This is a genomic window from Halorubrum sp. SD612, from assembly GCF_002135005.1.
Genome location: NZ_NEWI01000008.1, coordinates 1 through 17,044, shown reverse-complemented (window position 1 = coordinate 17,044; position 17,044 = coordinate 1). Strand labels below are relative to the sequence as shown.

The 17,044-nt window shown below is 70.7% G+C and carries 14 protein-coding genes and 1 pseudogene; 6 read left to right on the top strand and 9 right to left on the bottom strand.

The window, feature by feature from the left end; all coding sequences use genetic code 11:
• Window positions 1-25: 25 nt before the first annotated feature.
• Window positions 26-1,531, bottom strand: coding sequence for a PAS domain-containing protein (locus B9G38_RS01865; protein WP_086219291.1), 1,506 nt, complete (start codon window positions 1,529-1,531; stop codon window positions 26-28).
• Between the two features lie 73 nt (window positions 1,532-1,604).
• On the opposite strand from B9G38_RS01865, the gene B9G38_RS01860 reads away from it, so the two are divergent.
• On the top strand, window positions 1,605-3,083 hold the full coding sequence (locus B9G38_RS01860; protein WP_086215450.1) for an ATPase domain-containing protein: 1,479 nt from the start codon (window positions 1,605-1,607) through the stop codon (window positions 3,081-3,083).
• Window positions 3,084-3,088: 5 nt separating this feature from the next.
• On the opposite strand, the gene B9G38_RS01855 is transcribed toward B9G38_RS01860, so the two are convergent.
• The gene (locus B9G38_RS01855) at window positions 3,089-3,739 is read right to left on the bottom strand and encodes a tRNA (cytidine(56)-2'-O)-methyltransferase (protein WP_049931708.1); all 651 of its coding nucleotides are present in this window, start codon (window positions 3,737-3,739) and stop codon (window positions 3,089-3,091) included.
• Window positions 3,740-3,907: 168 nt separating this feature from the next.
• Here B9G38_RS01855 and B9G38_RS01850 point away from each other — a divergent pair, with 168 nt between their 5' ends.
• Together B9G38_RS01850 and B9G38_RS01845 are read left to right on the top strand one after the other, a co-directional pair.
• The gene (locus tag B9G38_RS01850) at window positions 3,908-4,969 is read left to right on the top strand and encodes a phosphoribosylaminoimidazolesuccinocarboxamide synthase (protein ID WP_086219290.1); all 1,062 of its coding nucleotides are present in this window, start codon (window positions 3,908-3,910) and stop codon (window positions 4,967-4,969) included.
• Between the two features lie 106 nt (window positions 4,970-5,075).
• A complete protein-coding gene (locus B9G38_RS01845; RefSeq protein WP_086219289.1) occupies window positions 5,076-5,780 on the top strand; it encodes a DUF47 domain-containing protein in 705 nt (234 codons plus the stop codon).
• Window positions 5,781-5,789: 9 nt separating this feature from the next.
• Here the strand turns inward: B9G38_RS01845 and B9G38_RS01840 are convergent, their stop codons facing one another.
• The 5 genes from B9G38_RS01840 to B9G38_RS01820 all read right to left on the bottom strand — a co-directional run bounded on the left by B9G38_RS01840 (window position 5,790) and on the right by B9G38_RS01820 (window position 12,003).
• Window positions 5,790-8,510 (bottom strand): AAA domain-containing protein, encoded by a 2,721-nt coding sequence (locus tag B9G38_RS01840; protein WP_086219288.1) that lies wholly within the window; start codon window positions 8,508-8,510, stop codon window positions 5,790-5,792.
• Window positions 8,511-8,584: 74 nt separating this feature from the next.
• Window positions 8,585-9,406: a fumarylacetoacetate hydrolase family protein gene (locus tag B9G38_RS01835; protein ID WP_086219287.1), complete on the bottom strand. Its 822-nt coding sequence runs from the start codon at window positions 9,404-9,406 to the stop codon at window positions 8,585-8,587.
• Window positions 9,407-9,427: 21 nt separating this feature from the next.
• On the bottom strand, window positions 9,428-9,775 hold the full coding sequence (locus tag B9G38_RS01830; protein ID WP_086219286.1) for a cupin domain-containing protein: 348 nt from the start codon (window positions 9,773-9,775) through the stop codon (window positions 9,428-9,430).
• Complete coding sequence (locus B9G38_RS01825; RefSeq protein WP_086219285.1) at window positions 9,772-10,560, bottom strand: SDR family oxidoreductase; 789 nt, start codon at window positions 10,558-10,560, stop codon at window positions 9,772-9,774. Before B9G38_RS01825 ends, B9G38_RS01830 begins: the two co-directional genes overlap by 4 nt.
• A 123-nt stretch (window positions 10,561-10,683) precedes the next feature.
• A complete protein-coding gene (locus B9G38_RS01820; protein ID WP_086219284.1) occupies window positions 10,684-12,003 on the bottom strand; it encodes a DUF362 domain-containing protein in 1,320 nt (439 codons plus the stop codon).
• Window positions 12,004-12,129: 126 nt separating this feature from the next.
• On the opposite strand from B9G38_RS01820, the gene B9G38_RS01815 reads away from it, so the two are divergent.
• The 3 genes from B9G38_RS01815 to B9G38_RS01805 all read left to right on the top strand — a co-directional run bounded on the left by B9G38_RS01815 (window position 12,130) and on the right by B9G38_RS01805 (window position 15,791).
• Complete coding sequence (locus B9G38_RS01815; RefSeq protein WP_086219283.1) at window positions 12,130-13,239, top strand: mandelate racemase/muconate lactonizing enzyme family protein; 1,110 nt, start codon at window positions 12,130-12,132, stop codon at window positions 13,237-13,239.
• Window positions 13,240-13,285: 46 nt separating this feature from the next.
• Window positions 13,286-14,506 carry a mandelate racemase/muconate lactonizing enzyme family protein gene (locus B9G38_RS01810; RefSeq protein WP_086219282.1) on the top strand — a complete coding sequence of 407 codons (1,221 nt, stop codon included), beginning with the start codon at window positions 13,286-13,288 and terminating at the stop codon, window positions 14,504-14,506.
• A gap of 124 nt (window positions 14,507-14,630) precedes the next feature.
• Window positions 14,631-15,791, top strand: coding sequence for an acyl-CoA dehydrogenase family protein (locus B9G38_RS01805; protein ID WP_086219281.1), 1,161 nt, complete (start codon window positions 14,631-14,633; stop codon window positions 15,789-15,791).
• Window positions 15,792-15,824: 33 nt separating this feature from the next.
• On the opposite strand, the gene B9G38_RS01800 is transcribed toward B9G38_RS01805, so the two are convergent.
• Entirely contained in the window at window positions 15,825-16,784 is a 960-nt protein-coding gene (locus B9G38_RS01800) for a D-2-hydroxyacid dehydrogenase (protein ID WP_086219280.1), read from the bottom strand.
• 63 nt (window positions 16,785-16,847) lie between these two features.
• A pseudogene (locus B9G38_RS01795) lies at window positions 16,848-17,044 on the bottom strand (MFS transporter); the annotation flags it as partial.

Sequence of the window (17,044 nt, the reverse complement as noted above, 5' to 3'; positions counted from 1 at the left end):
GAAGGGGCTCGGTGTATCGGCCGACTCAGGGCCGCACCGGGACTTCCAGGCGGACCGTCGTCCCCTCACCGTCGGTGTCGATGTCGAACTCGCCGCCCGCCTTGGCGACGACCCAGTACATGAGCCATATGCCGAGCCGGTCCGCGTGGGTCAACGAGGTCTCGCCAGCCTCCAGCACCTGCGTCTCGTGGTCCGGGATCCCCGGACCGTCGTCCTCGACTTCGATCGCGATCCACTCCGGCGGACGGCGCTCGACGCGCACCTCGACCGACGGCGTCGCCGCGTCGTTGTGCTTCACCGCGTTCTCGGCCGCCTCGGAGACGGCGACGGGCAGGCCCACGGCGGTCGTCTCTATCGGTCCGTCGTCGGGTAGCGATATGGTCACCGACGCGTCCGGGTAGCGGCTGCGGAGCCGGTCTCGGAGTTCGACCAGTTCGTCTCGGAGGTTGATCGGGGCGTCGAGCCCGGGCGGTGAGACCGTCTCGTCGACGGTCTGGACGGCGCCCGCGATCCCGGTGAGGTCCGAGGCCGTCTCGGCGATGACGTCCAGCGACCGACGCCGAGACTCCTCGTCGGGGTCGTCGCGGAGGAGGTCCGCGTACCCCTCGATGAGGTTCATCTTGTTCCGGAGGTTGTGGTTGAGCACTCGGGCCATCACCTCCAGCCGCCGCTCGCGGATCTTCCGCTCGGTGATGTCGGCCTGGAATCCGACGTAGCTCGTCACGTTCCCCTCCTTGTCGCGCAGCGGCGCGATGGAGAGCCGGTTCCAGAACTTCTGGCCGTTCGCCCGATAATTGAGGATGTCGACCTCGACCGGTCGGTCCTCGTCGAGGGCCCGCCGTATCCGCGCCCGGGACTCCTCGCCGGTGTCGGGGCCCTGAAGGAACCGACAGTCTTCGCCGAGGATCTCGTCGCCGTAGCCGGTCAGCTCCTCGAACTCTCGGTTGTGGTACACGAGCGGGCTGTCGTCGCCGTCGGTCGCCCGCGCGAGGGTGATCCCGACGGGCGCCTCGTCCATCGCCCGCTCTTTGCGCCGCAGGTCCGCGACGGTCCGCCGGAACCGGAGCGACGTCCGCCGCCGCTCGACCAGGTTCGAGACGCGCGTCACGAGCGCCCGGCGTCCGACCGGGAGTTCGATGACGTCGTCGACGCGCTCCCACGCGGCGTGGCCGAGCCCCGCCCGCGACCCTTCGCTCACCAGCAGTACGAACGGGAGGAACGCGGGCTCGGCGCGCTCGCGTCGAGCGTCGATCGCGTCCGCGGCGGCCTCGAAGGCGCCGGCGTCGAGGAGACAGCAGTCGAACTCGCCGTTCAGCGCGTCCGGCGACTCGGCGGTCCGAACGGCGTACCGGTCGGACAGCGCGTCGGACAGGAGCCCGCGGTCGCGGTCGGCGTCCATCAGGAGGAGGACCGTCGCGCGGTCGCCGTCGGGGGCCCGGGAGAGACCGGGGCCGGCGTCGTCCCCGGCGGGACGGTCCGGGGGCCCGCCGCCGTCATCGCCCCCGGACTCCGCGTCCGACTTCGAATCCATCTCGTCGTATCTGAGTCGGGGAGCCACTAAGAACTACCCCATATATATCACGGTCGGGGGCGAGTACCACGGTATGACAACGTCGCTATCCGAGCGGGCGTCGACCGGCGTCGACGGCCTCGACGAAGTGCTGTCGGGCGGGCTCGTCCCCACGCGGAGCTACATGGTCCGCGGACAGGCCGGGAGCGGGAAGACCATTCTGGGGTTCCACTTCCTCCAGCGGGGCGTGGACGAGGGGGAGACGGCGCTCTTCGTCAACCTCGAAGAGGACCTCCGCGACCTGAAGGCGAACGCTGACGCGCTCGGCTTCGACACCGATTCGATCGAGTTCCTCGACTTGAGCCCGGGCGCGGACGCGTTCGTCGAGGACGAGTCGTACGAGGTGTTCGCGCCCTCGGAGGTCGAGCGAGAGCCGCTGACCGAGCGGATCGTCGAGGGCGTGACGGCGGTCGACCCCGACCGTGTGGTGGTCGACCCGCTGACGCAGCTCCGGTTCCTCCTCTCGGACGACTACCAGTTCCGCAAGCAGGTGGTCGGATTCATGCGGTTCCTGAAAGACAGGGGGGCGACCGTGCTGTTCACCGTCCAGAACACGCGGTCGCTCCCGACAGACGACCTCGAGTTCATCACGGACGGGACGGTCCGGCTCGACGCGGGGGCGTACGGCAAGACGGTCAGCGTCCCCAAGTTCCGGGGGTCGTCGACGCAGAGCGGGGACCACGCCTACCGGATCACCGACGCGGGAATGGAGGTGTTTCCCGCGCTCCAGCCCGGCACGCGGGACGAGGAGCTGGCGTTCGAGCAGGTCTCGTCGGGGATCCCCGAGGTCGACGAGCTGCTCCACGGCGGGATCGAGCGCGGCACCGTCACCATCGTGAGCGGCCCGACCGGCGTGGGGAAGACAACGCTCAGCACCCAGTTCATGAAGGAGGCCGCGGGCCGCGGGGAACGCTCCGTGATCTACCTGTTCGAGGAGAACCGGGAGACGTTCCTCGCCCGGTCGCGCGCGGTCAACATCCCCGTCGACGAGATGCTGGCGAAGGGGACGCTTCAGGTGACGGAGGTGGAGGCGTTAGAGCGGTCGCCACAGGAGTTCGCCCGCATGGTCCGCGACGAGGTCGAGGAGGAGGGGGCCGACATCGTCATGATCGACGGCATCTCCGGGTATCGGCTGACCCTGCGCGGCGAGAAAGAGCAGATGCTCCAGCAGATGCACGCGCTCGGCCGCTATCTCAAGAACGCGGGCGTCACCGGCCTCTTCATCGACGAGACGCGGAACGTCACGGGGGAGTTCCGCGCGACGATGGAGAACATCAGCTACCTCGCCGACAACATCCTCTTCCTCCGGCACCTAGAGGTCGGCGGCGAGCTCCGCAAGGCAATCGGCGTGTTGAAAAAGCGGACGAGCGACTTCGAGCGGACGATCCGCGAGTTCAAGATCACGGAGCACGGGGTCACCGTCGGCGAGCCGATGTCGGGGCTCCGCGGCATCCTGAGCGGGACTCCGGAGGTCGTCGAGCGAGACGCCGAGCGCGGCGACGCGGGAGAGTAGCCGGGTCAGTCGCGGCGCTCGGACGCTCGGTCGTTCCCGGGGCTGTCGTCTCCAGCCTCGTCGTCCCCGGCGCTGTCGGTTTCGGTCCCCGCGTCGATCACCGTCTTCCCGGTCGCCTCCGGGACGACGCGCCGGTCGGCGTCGGCCCACTCGCGGCCGAGTTCCGCCCCGTCGAACAGGCGGTCGAGGAAGACGGCGAGCCCCGCGACCTCCGAGTGCGGCTGGTTCGTCACGCCCACGTTGAAGTCGGCGCGCTCGTACAGCGCCCACGGCACCTTCTCGCCGCCGACGACGACGAGGAGGTCGCGCGGCGGTGACGCCTCCTCGGGCGCTTCTGGTTCGTCGAGCCCGACCGCCTCCCGGACGGCCGTCTCCACGTCTTGGACGCGCTCGCCGTACATCGTGAGGTGGACCACGACCCCGTCGAACTCCCGGACGATCGCCTTCTGGTCGTCGCGCAGTTCGACGGCGAACGGCCCGCCGAACCGGCCGGTGATGTCGCGGACCGTCTCCGCCGACTGGCCCGCGTTGTCGGGGAAGATCACCCGGTCGGCCCCGAGCGCCCGCGCCGTGAGCCCGACGTGCGTCGTCATGCGGTCGTCGCGCCCCGGCCGGTGGCCGTACCGGAGGACGACGACCTCGCGCGCATCGTTCATGCCCCGGACTGGGGGGCGGATCCCGGTGTCGCTTTCGATGCGAGCGCGCGGGCGCCGGTCCACATCGCGACCGAGATACCGCACATGTGTGGATCAAACCTCGGAAAACATGTCCGAGGTACGCACGTAACTGAAAGGTTCATGTGGGAGGCGGTCGCGGTGTGAGTCATGACGAGCGTCAAGGAGTTCCGCGTCGACGAGCCGGCGACCGCCGACGGACTCGGCCGAGGTCGGTTCGCCTTCACCGACGCCTACTCGGTGTTCGACTGGGGACAGATGCCCGACGCGATCCCCCACAAGGGGGCGAGCCTCTGCGCGATGGGCGCGTTCAACTTCGAACTACTGGAGGACGCGGGCGTCCCGACCCACTACCGCGGGGTCGTGGACCCGGGTACCGTCGCGGACGACGGGACCGAGCTCGACCCCGTCCCCCTCGCCGAGGCGACCGCGCCGCCCACCGAGATGGCCATCGACCTGACGCAGGTGCCCGACCTGTCGTACGAGGGGCCCCACGCCGGCTACGACTACGAGGCATTCCACGCCGCGGGCGGGGGGAACTACCTCGTCCCGCTGGAGGTCGTCTTCCGCAACCGGGTCCCCGTCGGGTCCAGCCTGCGGAAGCGCGCCGAGCCCGCCGACCTCGGGCTCGACGACCTCGCCGACGGCGACTGGCCCGACGAGCCGGTCGACCTCCCGGAGCCGGTCGTGGAGTTCTCGACGAAGTACGAGCAGCAGGACCGCTATCTCACCCGGGCGGAGGCCGACGAGATCGCGGGCGCCGCCGCCGTCGACGCCCTCGAAGCGCTCGCGCGCGACGTGAACCGCGTCGTCACCGAGCGCGCCGAGGCGACCGGGTTCGTCCACGAGGACGGCAAGATCGAGTGCCTCTACGTCGACGGCGAACTCCGGGTCGCCGACGTGGTCGGCACTTTCGACGAGAACCGGTTCTCGTACGGCGGCCGCGGGATCTCGAAGGAGGTCGTCCGCCAGTGGTACAAGGCGAACGACCCCGACTGGGTCGCGGCCGTCGGCGAGGCGAAGGACGCGGTCGCCGACCGCGACATCGACGACTGGCGCGAGCTCTGCGACCCGGACCCCGACCCGCTCCCGCCGGCGGTCGTGGACGCGGTCTCGGACCTGTACGCGGCCGGCGCGAACGCGTACACCGACCGCGAGTGGTTCGACGCCCCGGAGGTCGAGGCGGCGCTCGACGCCGCCGCCGAGCTGTAGGACGCGGGTCCGCGGCACCGCCGATCCGCGGCGTGCGACCGCCTGACCCTCACGATCGACGACACGCGAGGGAACCTCTTTACCGCCGACGCGCGTGGGTTCGCACATGTCCACCGACGCCGACTTCGGGGAACGGCTCGAGACCCAAACGGTCGCGTACCTCGACCGGATCGACGACTGCGTCGCCCTCCTCCCGCGGGCGCTCGACGAGTACGCGAGCGAGGGCGCGTCCCGCGACACGGTCGACGAGATAGCCGCCGTCGAGAGCGAGTGCGACGACCTCGTCCGCGGGCTCACCGGGCTCATCACCGACGCCGGGCCGGACGACATCGGCCTGCTGAACACCCGGATCAACTTCAACGAGTCCGCGCTGCTCGACTTCTACAACGAGCTGGACGTGGTCGCGAACCACACCGAGCGGATCGTCCAGGAGGTTGCCATGATGCGCCCGGCCGCGGGCGTCGAGCCGTTCGCCGACATGCGCGAGATGGCCGCCCGGATCGCCGAGATGACCGAAGTCCTCGCCGAGGTCGTCGAGGGGTTCGTCAGGGGGCTCGCGCGCGCCGACGCCACCGAGACGCTCGCCGAGGGGATCGAGTCGATCCGCGCCCTCGAGAGCGAGTGCGACGAGCTGCGGAACGACGCCATCGAGACCGCGTTCGCCGACGACGCGATCGAGGAGCCGCTCGTCTACCGCGAGATCGCGATCCTGTTGGACGAGCTCGCGAACACGATCGAGGACCTCACCGACCGGATCGTCGTGATCGCGAGCAAGGAGCCGGGGATCGTCACCGACGCGGACGAGTCGTAGGGTCGCTCCTCACCTCCGCGCCCAGTCGAGCATCCGGGCGTAGAAGGGGTCCGTGGCGAGGGCGTCGGCGTCGCCCACCAGCGTCAACTGCTTTTTCGCCCTGGTGAGCGCGACGTTCATCCGCCGGTGGTCCTCGAATATCGGCCCGTCGAGGTCGCCGGTCGCGACGAGCGAGACGAGTATCACCTCTTTCGAGGAGCCTTGGAAGCGGTCGACGGTGTCGACCGTCACGTCGGTCCGGCGGCCGATCTCCGCGACCTGCGCCCGGAAGGGGGCGATCACGCCGATGTCGTCGGGGTCGACGCCGGCGGCGACGTAGGCGTCGGCGATCGCGGCGACGCGCTCCGCCTCGCGGACGTTCCGGTTCCCGTCGCGCTTGCCGTCCGGGTCGACGAACCCGACGCCGCCGGTCAGGTCGGGCGCGAGCGCGTCGGGGTCGACGCCGAGGTCCGCGAGCGTCTGCCCGGCCACCTCGGGGGTCGCGGGGCGGAGCGCGCCGTCGTAGAACTCCGCGGAGGCGAACGCCTGGATCCGCTGGCTCATCCGGTACTGCCGGTCGAGCATCACGCTCGCGTCGGGGTACGTCTCGATGAGCCGCTGGAAGAGCGAGGTCCGGAGGTCGTTCTCCGCGCGGACGACCGGCGGGAGCTGCTCGTGGTCGCCGACGAGGACGAACCGGTCGGCGAGGTTGACGGCGGCGTGGGTCCCGGGCTCGGTGAGCTGGGAGGCCTCGTCGACGAGAGCCACGTCGAACTCGCACTCGCGCATGACGCGGGAACCGCAGGCCGCCGTCGTCGCGGCGACGACCGGCGCGTCCCGCAACTCGGCGGCCTTCGCGTTCGGCTCGCCGCGCTGGACGAGCCGCACGTCCCGCATGTCCTCGCGGACGCCGGTCTCGGTTCCCACTCGAAGCACGTCGTCGAACCCCTGGTCGCGGAGCGCCTCCAGCGCGTTGTCGACCGCGCGGTTCGTGAACGCGGAGAGCAGCACCCGGTTCCCCTCCGCGACCAGCGCGCGGATCGTCCGGGCGATTGTGTACGTCTTCCCCGTCCCCGGCGGGCCGTGGATCAGCGCGCAGTCCTCGGCGTCGACCGCGAGTTCGACCGCCTCGTTCTGCGCCGCGTTGTTGTCGATGTAGGCGTCGGGCGCGTCCGGGTCGTCGGCTCCGGGGCTGCCCGGTGGGCGCTCGGCCGGGTCCCGGAACGACGGGTCCCGCCGGCCGAATATCACGTCCTTGCGGTCGGGATCGCCCTTCAGGACGGCGTCGTGGAGCGCGGTCAGCGAGCGGTCGACGGAGATCTCGGAGGGGTAGACGTCGAGCCGCCGCAGCTCCACCGACTCGTCCGTCTCGACGACGACCTCGTCGCTCCCGAGGGCTGTGATCCGGCCCAGTTCCGCGTGGCCGGCGACGGGGTCGCCGTCGCTCGCGAGCGCCACGTCGCCCTCGCGGAGCTTCGAGACGGCGTCGCTCGGCTTCTTCGCGCGAAGCTCCCACCGGGCGTCGTCGATCTCCGTCTGCGCGACCGGCTCCAAGCCGATCAGCGCGCGGTCGTCGGCCGCGCGCTCTTCGGGCGTCTGCTCCCACAGCTTCCGGTACTCCGCGTGAGTCTCGCGGCGCTCCTCTTCGAGGGCGACGTAGAACCGGTCGAAGTAGTCGCGCTCCTCCTCGGGCACCGGCGTCCCGATCTGGCCCGCCTTCGACTCCTGGTCGAGCCGGCCGGAGACGACCATACAGGCGTCCTGCTCGAAGCAGTAGCTGCAGGTCGCGTCGGCCTCGTACCCCGTCGGCACCGCGGGGCGCTCGCCGGCCTCGTTGAGCGCGCGCCACTCGGCGGCCGCGAGGGCGTTTCGCTCGCGGACGACGAACTCCAGGAACCCCCGGCCGACGGTGAACTCCTTGGCCGGCGCGAGGTCGCCCGACTCCTCGTTGCGGTCCAAGGCCGTGTTCTTCGTGTACAGCAGCGTCCCGATGTCCGGGTCGACGCCGCGCTCGTCGAGCATGAGCGCGTAGCAGGCCGCCTGTACCTTGTCGTGGAACCGCGGCTCCCGCTTGGTGTTCTTCCCCGTCTTCAGTTCGACCGGCGTGCCGCGCCGGAGCGCGTCCGCGCGCCCCTTCAGCCCGAACGTGGGCGAGATGAGGGAGAACTCCGAGCGCCACGTGTCCTCGTCGGCGAGCGTCCCCTGCGCGAGCCACCCCTCGACCGCGGCGGCGTTGCGCCGCACCTCGTCTTCCACCTCCGCGGTCTCGTAGCCGAGGAGGCCGAGTTCGAGGCCCGCCTCGGCCACGCGCTCCGCGACCGACTCGTCGAGGTCCATCCCGCGGAGCAGGTCGCCGAACACCTCGTGGACGATGGTCCCCTTGACGACGGGGTAGTTGAGCGGAATCCCCGACAGTTTGTTCAGGTAGTACATCCGCGGGCACTGGACCCACGACCGGATGCCGGTCACGTCGACGAGGAAGTCGGGTTCGAGGACGACCCACGACTCGTCGGTCGTCGCGTACCCCGTCTCCCCGCGGTACTCGTCCTCCTCGGGGTCGGTGACGAGCAGTTCCATTCCCGGCTCCGCGTGTTCGGCGACCTCTGTCCACTTCCCCCACAGCGTCACGTCGACCGGGTCGCCCGCGCCGCGGTCGGGTCGGACCCGCACCTCGCGGAGGTCGCGCTCGCCGTACGACGTCGACACCGTCCGCGCCTCCCTGACGGAGACGATCGGCCCCCGAACGTTCACGTCCTCGCTCGGCGGCGCCGTCGAAAAACGCTGTCGGTGAGCCGGGAGCGCGTCCGCGTCGAGTCGGCGCTCGCCTACCGGGTCACCGGCGCGGTGACGGACCCGATCGACTCGACGACCGCCCGCACCTCGTCGCCGGGGGCGATCGGCGCCGCGCCGGGCGTCCCCGTGCTGAACAGGTCCCCCGGTTCCAGCGTCATCGCGTCGGCGTGGAACGAGACGATCTCCGCCGGCGGGAACAGCATGTTACGGATCTCGTTTTCGGCCCGCACCTCCCCGTTGACCTCGGTGCGCACCGAGAGCCCGTCGAGGTCGAGCGGCCCCTCCAGCACCGCGATCGCGGCGCCGGGCACGAGGAACGTGTCGTAGCTCTTTGCCCGGGTGAGGAACCGGGGGTTCTGCTGGAGCACGTCCTCCGCGGTCATGTCGATCACGGGCAGAAAGCCGGCGATCACGTCGCTCACCTTGCCCTCGTCGACGCCCCGGCACGTCCGGCCCATCACGACGGCCAGCTCCGCCTCGGCGGTCACCCGTTCGCTCTGCGACCGCGGCGGCAGGCGGATCGGGCCGTCCGGCCCGGTCAGGGCCGACGACGGTTTCATGAAGCTCGCCGGCTCCGTCGGGCGCTCCTCGTCGAGATCGCCGGCGTGTTCCGCGTAGTTCAGGCCGATCCCCCACAGCTTCCCGAACGACGCCAGCGGCGCGCCGAACGACAGGTCGGCCGCCGGGACGGGGTCGGCCGTCGCGCTGGCGACGCTGCCGAGCGTCCCCGCGGCAGCTCGGGGGAGCGCGTCGCGGACCGTCTCGAGGTCGGGCTCGACGGCGCCGAGGGGGACGTACCCCTCCTCGCCGCCGAGCAGGGGGTCGCCGGTCGCCGTCCGTGCGAGGTACTTCATCGCGCGGTCGCCCCGCTCATCTCACTCCTCGCGGTCGGTCCAGAAGTCGAACGAGCGTCCGGGCGCGAACACGTCGAGACCGACGGCGAGCTTGTCGCCCGTGTTCTCGACGCGGTGGGGCTCGTTGGGCGCTAAGAGGACGGAGTCGTTCTTCTGAAGCGTCACCTCGTCGTCCTCGGTCGCGACGGTCAGCTCGCCCTCCAGACAGAGGCACACCTGCTCGTTCTCGTGGTCGTGCATCGGCGAGCTGTGGCCCGGCGGCTTCTCGAACCACTCGAAGGAGAACCGGTCGCTGCCCGCCATCGACACGCGGCGCCAGCCCTCCTCCGGCTCGTACGTCTCCGCGTCGTCGAACGCTACCGGCTTCATAGGTTCGCTCCGGTGGAGCCGCCGTCGATCGGGAGCGCGGTACCGTTGACGTAGCCGGACTTCGGCGACGAGAGGAACGCGACCGTGTTGCCGAGCTCCATCGGGTCGCCGATGCGTTCGAGGGGGTTCCCCGCCCAGTCGTCGAGCCCCTCCTCGTAGGAGTCGTACTCGCCCCGCTCGACGGCGGCCTCGACGAGGTCCCGGATCCGGCTCGTCTCGTGGGGGCCCGGCAGGACCGCGTTCGCGCGCACCTCCGGAGCGAACTCCTTCGAGAGGGTCTTCTCCAGCCCGATGACGCCCATCCGGACCGCGTTCGACAGCACGAGGCTGTCGATGGCCTCCTTCACGCTGCGGGAGGTGATGTTCACGATGGTGCCGCCGTCGCCCTCCCTGAGGTGGGGATACGACTCCCGCGCCAGCCGGACGACACTCATCACGAGCAGGTCGTATGCATGCTGCCAGTCCTCGTCGTCGGTGTCGAGGAACGCGCCCGAGGGCGGGCCGCCCGCGCTCGTCACGAGGTGGTCGATCGCCCCGAACTCGTCGACGGTCGCCTCGACCAAGGCCGCGACCTCGTCCGCGTCGGTCAGGTCGGCGGGCTGGGCGACGACCTCGCCGGTCGCGACCGCCTCGATCTCCTCTTTCGCGGCCGCCAGTCGCTCCTCGTCGCGGCCGTTGATGACGACGTCGACGCCCTCCCGCGCCAGCGCCTTCGCCGATGCCTTGCCGAGCCCGCTGGACGACGCGGTGACGAGCGCCGCGTTCCCGTCGATCTGTAGGTCCATGCCTCACCCATCCCGAGTGTGGCGTGAAAACGTTTCCCTACAGGCAACCGGAGATGTTCGGCCGGCGACGTGACAGGTCCGACCGGCCGGCGACGTGACAGGTCCGACCGGCCGACGCGACCGCTACGCGTCCGCGTCGCCGTCGACCGCCGCCTCGATCGCCGCCGTGCCGTCGTCGAACGCGACCGTCTCGCGACCGACCACTTCCGCCGCCTCGGGGAGGTCCTCGACCGCGGCGTCGGAGACGCGGAGCTCGCCGAGGTCCTGCGTGTTCCGGATCCAGACGATCCGGACCGTCTCGGGGTCGTACCCGCCGAGCGCCGCGAGCGCGGTCCGGAGCGCGAACTCGTCGTCGGGCGCCACCACCGGGAGCTTCGACTTCGCGAGCGACCCGCTCGTGAGCGCGTTCGCGTAGGTCTTCTTCAGATCGAGCTGATCGACCGCCCGCTTCCGAGTGAGGTCCGCGAGCCCGATCCCGTTGCCGTTCCCCTTCGTCGCCTCGGTCAGCCCCCGCACGTAGATGAGGTCGACGTCGGGGGTCTCCGGGTCGGGGGCGTTGAGGACGCGGTAGCGGCCGATGACGTTCGTGTCCATCCCGGCGCCGGAGATCTCCTTACCGATCTCGTCGATGACGAGGAGGTCGACGTCGTCGATCGGGAGCGTCGGCATCTCGTCGTACGCGCGCTCCAGCAGCGCCGGCTCGCGGTCGAGGAACGACCCGGCGGGGACGGCCTCCAGGTGACCGATCTCCTCCTCGAAGTTCTCGACGAGCGCGATCCCCCCGACGAGCGGGGTCTCCCGCTCGATGACGTCGAGCGCGGCCGTCAGCGTCTCGACGTACCCCTCGGCGATCGCGGTCGAGTGGAACGACTTCGCGCCGCGCTGCTTCCCGAGGCCGACGACGGTCATCTTCGCGAGCCCGCTCTCGATCGGCCCGGTGAAGTTGGTGTGGGCCTTCACGCGGTTCACCACCAGCACCGCGTCGGCCTCGAGCGCCGCCTCCGAGAAGTACACCGGCGTCTCCGCGTCGCCCACGGAGACCGTGTCCAGCTCCGCGGCGTCCATGCGCGCGTCGATCGGCGCGCCGACCGTCTCCTCGGTGATCCCGAGCGCCGCCAGCACCTCGCGCTGTCCCTCGGCGGTCGCGCCGCCGTGGCTGCCCATCGCGGGGACCACCACGGGGTCGAAGCCGCGCTCGGCGACCTCGTCGACGACCGCCGCAGCGACCTCGTCGATGCGGTCGATGCCGCGGCTGCCGACCCCGACGGCCACGGTCGCCCCCGGGTCGAGGGCGTCGAGGTCGAGCGCGTCCAGCTCCGCCCGCGCCGCCCCGACCGGGTCGTCGAGGCGCTCCGTTCGCGGCTCGTATCGCACCCGCGCGAACCCGGGGAGCGGCTGCGGGTCGATGAGCCCGTCCACGTCGGATCGGTCGGGAAACTCCATGTGGGGGCCCTCGCGCCGCCGGTACAAAAGCTGCGGGTGGCCGGCGTCGGCGAGGCCGCTGTCGCCGCGGCTGAGAACATTGCCGATACAGCGGTCTACTTGTACCCGTGTGACGCCGCACCACCCATGCAGATAACAGAAGTCGAGTCGTTCCCGATCAAGCTGCCGCTGGAGTCGCCCGTCTCCTTCTCCAACCGGACGCTCACCTACCGGGACCACGCGATCACGTACGTCCGGACGGACACCGGCCACGAGGGGGTCGGCTACTCGCTGGGGTACGAGGGGGCCGGCCTCATCGCCGACGCGGTCGAGTCGCTGCTCGAACCGCTCCTCGTCGGCGAGGACCCCCGCGACACCGAGCGACTCTGGCACGAGATGTACGAGGGGAACGTCCAGATCGGCCGGACCGGCCTCTTCTTGCGCGCCATCTCGACGGTCGACATCGCGCTCTGGGACGTGAAGGCGAAGGCCGCCGACGCCCCCCTCCACAAGCTGCTCGGCGGCCACTCCGAGTCGGTGCCGTCGTACGCCAGCGGCGGGTACTACCGCGACGACAAGGGTCACGAGGCGCTCCGCGGCGAGATGCGGCGCTACCTCGACGAGGGCCACGACGTGGTGAAGATGAAGGTCGGGCGCCTGTCGGCCGACGAGGAGGCGGAGCGCGTCGCCGCCGTGCGCGACGAGATCGGCGACGACCGCACCCTCCTCCTCGACGCCAACGGCGTCTGGGAGTCCAGCACGGAGGCGCTCCGCAACTGCCGCGCGTTCGCGCCGTACGACCCGTACTTCATCGAGGAGCCCGTGATGATCGACCGCGTCGACACGATGGCCGCGGTGAACGACGGGATCGACTACCCCGTCGCCACCGGCGAGCTCGAGGGGACCCGACACAGCTTCGCCCGGCTCGCCGACACCGGCGCGGCGACGATCCTCCAGCCCGACGTCACCGTCTGCGGCGGGGTCACGGAGTGGCTGAAGATCGCCAACCACGCCTCGGCGTACGACATCCAGATCGCGCCCCACTACAACTGGAACATCCACGCCTCCCTGCTCGGAGCCATCGAGAACGGGCTCTGGGTGGAGTACTTCTACCGCGACATGGACGTGAAGGCGTTCGACGACGTCGTCGCCGACCCCGTGAAGCCCGGCGACGACGGGACCATCGACCTGCCGGACCGACCCGGCCACGGCGTCCCGCTCGACAAGGACGCGCTCCAGCGGTTCAGAGACGACTGACGCCGAGACGACTCCGAGACCACAGAGACCACCGACACTACCACACATGCGAGACTACTCAGACCAGATCGACACCCGCGACCCGGACCGAGACGTACAGATAACCGGCCTCGACGCCTGCGTCGTCGAGGGGAACTTCGAGTGGAACCTGATCAGAGTGGAGACGGACGCCGGCGTCACCGGCATCGGCGAGGCGTACCGCGGCGGCGGCGTCCCGGAGCTCGTCGAGTACACGAACCGGTTCCTCGTCGGCGAGAACCCCCTCGACGTCGGGCGGCTCGTGCGGTACGTCTTCCAGGAGATGTCGGGCCACGGCGGCACGACCGGGAAGGTCGTCACCGCGGCGTCCGGCATCGAGATCGCGCTCTTGGACGCCGCCGGGAAGATCCTCGGGCTCCCCGTCTACCAGCTGCTCGGCTCGAAGTACCGCGACGAGGTCCGGCTCTACTGCGACTGCCACGCCGGCGAGGCGTACGCCGTGGAGGACGGCGCGACGGCCTACGCCGACGCCGAGGCGTACTCCCCGGAGGCGTACGCCGCCGAGGCCGCCCGCGTCACCGACATGGGCTTTTCCGCGCTGAAGTTCGACCTCGATCTCCCGGCCGACAACGAGAACGACCCGTACAACGGGCGCCTGACGAACGCGGCGATCCGGGAGAAACGGGAGATCGTCGCGGCCGTGCGCGACGAGATCGGGTACGACGTCGACCTCGCCTTCGACTGCCACTGGGACTACTCCGTCGAGAGCGCGAAGCGGCTCGCCCACGAGTTAGAGGAGTTCGACCTGATGTGGCTCGAAGACCTCGTCCCGCCCGAGAACATGGACGCCCAGAAGGAGGTGACGAGGGCGACGCGGACGCCGGTCGCGACCGGCGAGAACCGCTTCCGCGTGTTCGAGCTGTCGGACCTGATCTACGACCACGGCGTCGACGTCGTCACCCCCGACCCGACGACCGTCGGCGGCCTCACGGAGACGATGCGGATCGCCGACCGCGCCGATGAGAACTACATGCCGATGTCGCCGCACAACGTCTGTAGCCCGGTCGGGACGATGGCGTGCGTCCACCTCGGCGCCGCCACGCCGAACTTCGACCTGCTGGAGTACCACGCGCTGGAGGTCGACTGGTGGGACGACCTGCTGGCGCGCGACGAGCCGCTGATCGAGGACGGTCGGATCGCGGTGCCGGAGGCGCCCGGGCTCGGGATCGAACTCGACGAGGCCGTCGTCGAGGACCACCTGCTCGACGGGACCGACGGCTGGGCCTGAGACGCCCCGCTGTGTGGCTCCCGGCGGCCGCGGCGCGGCCGCCGGTCGGCCGGCGGAACCCGCGGTTTCGGTCGGACAGCGGACACAACTATACTTATTTATCCTTGGGATCGCTAGCGTTGGTATGCTGGATTACTTCGACATGGAGTCGACCCTGTCCGAGGAGGAGCGCCTGCTCGTCGACTCGGCCCGGTCGTTCGTCGACGGCGAGGTCCCGGACATGGGAGACCACTGGATCGAGGGCACGTTCCCGACGGAGCTCATTCCGAAGATGGGCGAGATGGGCTTTTACGCGCCGAACCTCGACGGGTACGGCCTCCCGAACGTCAGCGAGACCGCGTACGGGCTGCTGATGCGCGAGCTGGAGGCGTGCGACTCCGGGCTCCGATCGATGGCGAGCGTCCAGGGCGCCTTAGTGATGTACCCGATCCACGCGTTCGGCAGCGACGAACAGAAGGAGGAGTGGCTCCCGAAGCTCGGCGCCGGCGAGGCGGTCGGCTGCTTCGGGCTCACGGAGCCGGAGCACGGCTCGAACCCGTCCGCGATGGAGACGATGGCCGAGCCCGACGGCGACGAGTACGTCCTCAACGGCTCGAAGACGTGGATCACGAACTCCCCGATCGCGGACGTCGCGGTCGTGTGGGCGAAGGACCACGGCGAGGAGGGGACGCCCGTCCGCGGCTTCCTCGTCGAGACCGACCGGGACGGGGTCACGACGAACAAGATCGACGAGAAGCTCAGCCTCCGGGCGTCGATCACGGGCGAGATCAGCCTCCAGAACGTCCGCGTCCCGGCCGAGAACCGCCTCCCCGGCGTCGAGGGTATGAAGGGGCCGCTGTCGTGTCTGACGCAGGCCCGCTACGGCATCGCGTGGGGCGCGGTCGGCGCCGCGCGGGACTCCTTCGAGGTGGCCCGCGAGTACGCCACCGACCGCGAGCAGTTCGGCAAGCCCATCGGCGGCTTCCAGATGCAACAGGAGAAGCTCGCGGAGATGGCGACCCAGATCACGCTGGCGCAGCTGCTCGCCCACCGGCTCGCGGACCTCAAGGAGGCGGGCGAGATGCGGCCGCAGCACGTCTCGATGGCCAAGCGGAACAACGTCAGAACCGCCCGCGACCAGTCGCGGATCGCCCGCGAGATGCTCGGCGGCAACGGGATCACGGCCGACTACTCGCCGATGCGCCACATGGCGAACATGGAGACGGTGTACACCTACGAGGGCACTCACGACATCCACACCCTGATCCTCGGCGAGGATCTCACCGGCATTCAAGCGTACCAGTAGGGAGCCCCTCCGCGATCCGTCCGAACCCCGTTTTTACGCCACCTGATTCCGCAGCCCCTCGTACGCGCCGGTCTCGGCGACCCGTCCGAGGTTCTCGACGAGGACGTCCGCGCGTCGCTCCCAGTAGCGCGGCGTGTGGCCCGCGACGTGGGGCGTCAGGAGGACGTTCTCGAACCCCCACAGGTCGTGGTCGCTCGGTAGCGGCTCCGGGTCGGTGACGTCGAGGGCAGCCCCGTGAAGCGCGTTCGACCGCAGCGCGTCCACGAGCGCCGGCGTGTCGATCACCGCACCGCGCGCCACGTTGACGACGACCGCGTCGGTCGGCAGCGCGTCGAGCTCCGCCTCGCCGATCAGCCCCTCGGTCGTCTCCGTCAGCGGGCACGCGAGGACCAGCACGTCCGTCCTCGGCAGGGCGTCCGGGAGGTCGTCGTAGCCGACCACCTCGTCGGTCGGGCCGCCCTTCTCCGGCGAGTGGCGGACTCCGATCGCGTCGGCGTCGAACGCCGCGAACCGCTCCGCGACGGCCTCGCCGATGGCGCCGAGGCCGACCACCGCGACGGTGCTGCCGGCGACCTCGGTGAACGACCGGAAGCGCCGCCACTCTCGGCGCCGCTGGCGGCGCCGCCCCTCGTCGAGCCGGCGCGCGAACGTCAGCACCCAGCCGAGCACGTGTTCGGCGACGTTCGGGGCGTGGACGCCCGACGCGTTCGTCACCGCGACGCCGCGCTCGGCGAGCGCGTCCAGCGGGAGGTGGTCGACGCCGGCGGAGTTACACGCGAACAGCCGGAGGTTCTCCGCGGCCGCGACCTCCTCGGCCGCGATCGCCTTCCCGGCGACGACCGTCGCCTCGCGGAGGGAGCGGTCGTGGTCGGCCGGCGTCGCCGCGAGGCGCACGTCGCGGTCGGGGAGTCGTCGGGCGAGTATCTCCGCGTAGTCGGCCGCGGGGATACCGTGCGCGTGGTGGTCGAGGACGGCGACGTCGATGGCGGACATGCTCGACGCGTCGCGGCCGGCCGACAAAGCTCTCGGGGGTCGCGGCCGGCGGAGCGAACCGCCCTACTCCGCCATCCGGATCGGCGGCGACGCGCACATCAGGAGCAGGCAGGCGATTCCGACGCCGGCGCCGACGACGCCGGCACCGGCACCGACCGCCCGGCCCGCCGCCTCGAACCCGACCCGGCCGGTCGCCCCCGCCACGGCGACGCCCATGCCCCACGGGGTCGCCCTCCCCGCCGCCCCGCCCCCCCCCTCGC

What these genes read in the sequence shown, in the direction of transcription:
- B9G38_RS01865 (WP_086219291.1), bottom strand. Translation starts at nt 1,531, where the DNA reads ATGGATTCGAAGTCGGACGCGGAGTCCGGGGGCGATGACGGCGGCGGG.
- B9G38_RS01860 (WP_086215450.1), top strand. Translation starts at nt 1,605, where the DNA reads ATGACAACGTCGCTATCCGAGCGGGCGTCGACCGGCGTCGACGGCCTC.
- B9G38_RS01855 (WP_049931708.1), bottom strand. Translation starts at nt 3,739, where the DNA reads ATGAACGATGCGCGCGAGGTCGTCGTCCTCCGGTACGGCCACCGGCCG.
- B9G38_RS01850 (WP_086219290.1), top strand. Translation starts at nt 3,908, where the DNA reads ATGACGAGCGTCAAGGAGTTCCGCGTCGACGAGCCGGCGACCGCCGAC.
- B9G38_RS01845 (WP_086219289.1), top strand. Translation starts at nt 5,076, where the DNA reads ATGTCCACCGACGCCGACTTCGGGGAACGGCTCGAGACCCAAACGGTC.
- B9G38_RS01835 (WP_086219287.1), bottom strand. Translation starts at nt 9,406, where the DNA reads ATGAAGTACCTCGCACGGACGGCGACCGGCGACCCCCTGCTCGGCGGC.
- B9G38_RS01830 (WP_086219286.1), bottom strand. Translation starts at nt 9,775, where the DNA reads ATGAAGCCGGTAGCGTTCGACGACGCGGAGACGTACGAGCCGGAGGAG.
- B9G38_RS01825 (WP_086219285.1), bottom strand. Translation starts at nt 10,560, where the DNA reads ATGGACCTACAGATCGACGGGAACGCGGCGCTCGTCACCGCGTCGTCC.
- B9G38_RS01820 (WP_086219284.1), bottom strand. Translation starts at nt 12,003, where the DNA reads ATGGAGTTTCCCGACCGATCCGACGTGGACGGGCTCATCGACCCGCAG.
- B9G38_RS01815 (WP_086219283.1), top strand. Translation starts at nt 12,130, where the DNA reads ATGCAGATAACAGAAGTCGAGTCGTTCCCGATCAAGCTGCCGCTGGAG.
- B9G38_RS01810 (WP_086219282.1), top strand. Translation starts at nt 13,286, where the DNA reads ATGCGAGACTACTCAGACCAGATCGACACCCGCGACCCGGACCGAGAC.
- B9G38_RS01805 (WP_086219281.1), top strand. Translation starts at nt 14,631, where the DNA reads ATGCTGGATTACTTCGACATGGAGTCGACCCTGTCCGAGGAGGAGCGC.
- B9G38_RS01800 (WP_086219280.1), bottom strand. Translation starts at nt 16,784, where the DNA reads ATGTCCGCCATCGACGTCGCCGTCCTCGACCACCACGCGCACGGTATC.